Here is a 1425-nt window from a genome sequence, read left to right as displayed (position 1 = left end):
TCAAGTCCAGCGACGTGGTGTACGACGTCGTCGTGTGATTCTTCGTGGTGATGGTTTAGGCGGTCAGTGCCGCGGGGGTGGCCTCCTGTTCGGTCGGGGTGTCGTTGACGGCGCGTGATTTGCTCAGGACGTCGAGGCCGAGGTAGCGGCGGGATTCGGCCCATTCATCGTGTTGTTCTGCGAGCACGGCGCCGACGAGGCGGATCAGGGCGTTGCGGTCGGGGAAGATGCCGACGACGTCGGTGCGCCGGCGGATCTCCTTGTTGAGCCGTTCCTGGGGGTTGTTCGACCAGATCTGGCGCCAGATCTGCTTGGGAAACGCGGTGAACGCCAGCAGGTCGGGTCGGGCCGCTTCCAGGTGGTCAGCGACCTTGGGTAGCTTGTCGGCCAAGGCATCGACGATCCGGTCGTATTGCGCTGCAACGGATTCAGCATCTGGCTGATCGAACACCGAATGCAGCAGGGTGCGCACCCACGGCCACGAAGCTTTCGGCGTGATGCTCATCAGATTCGTCGTGTAGTGGGTTCTGCAACGCTGCCAGGCCGCCCCTGGCAGAGTGGCGCCGACGGCGGCCACCAGTCCAGCGTGGGCGTCGCTGGTGACCAGTTTGACTCCGGACAGGCCTCGGGCGGTCAGCGACCGCCAGAACGTCAACCAGCCGGCACCGTCTTCTGCGGTGGTGACGTCGATGCCCAGGATCTCGCGATAGCCCTCGGCGTTGACCCCGACGGCGATCAGGGCGTGCACGTTGACTACCCGTCCCTGCTCGCGGACCTTGAGCACCAGAGCGTCGGCAGCCACGAAGGTGTACAGGCCGGCGTCCAGCGGGCGGGTGCGGAAGGCTTCCACGGCGGCGTCGAGTTCCTTGGCCATCACCGACACCTGCGACTTCGACAGGCCGGTGATGCCCAAAGTCTCGACGAGCTTGTCCATCCGTCGTGTCGAGACACCCAGCAGGTAGCAGGTGGCGACCACGGTGGTCAGGGCCCGCTCAGCTCGCTTGCGCCGTTCCAGCAGCCAGTCCGGGAAGTAGGAGCCTTGTCGCAGCTTGGGGATGGCCAGATCCAGACTGCCTGCGCGGGTGTCGAATTGGCGGTGCCGGTAGCCGTTGCGCTGGTTGGTCCGTTCGGTGCTGCGTTCGCCGTACCCGGCGCCGCACAAGGCGTCGGCCTCAGCACCCATCAGGGTGTGGATGAACGTGGCGAGCAGCTCGCGCAGGACGTCGGGATGGGTGGTGGTGAGTCGTTCGGCCAGCACGGTGGGCAGGTCGATATTGTGGTCAGCGGTCATCGCGTGGTTCCTTTGCTCGAGCGACTTTGGACGGTCCCTCGAAGAATCACGCGATGACCTTCAATCATTCGGCTACGACACGCCGGTACCGCTGATCAGGTCCCGACTAGTACACCACTCTGCTGGACGCAACC

General features: G+C 64.8%; 1 protein-coding gene. It reads right to left on the bottom strand.

The window, feature by feature from the left end; translation table 11 throughout:
• Positions 1-55: 55 nt before the first annotated feature.
• The gene (locus MVA01S_RS29840; protein WP_003934076.1) at positions 56-1291 is read right to left on the bottom strand and encodes an IS256 family transposase; all 1236 of its coding nucleotides are present in this window, start codon (positions 1289-1291) and stop codon (positions 56-58) included.
• Positions 1292-1425 lie beyond the last annotated feature (134 nt).

The organism is Mycolicibacterium vaccae NBRC 14118 = CIP 105934 (assembly GCF_001552715.1).
GTDB classification, from domain to species: Bacteria; Actinomycetota; Actinomycetes; order Mycobacteriales; family Mycobacteriaceae; genus Mycobacterium; species Mycobacterium vaccae.
The sequence above is the reverse complement of the archived record's forward strand: the minus strand, read 5'-3'. Positions and strand labels throughout refer to the sequence as shown.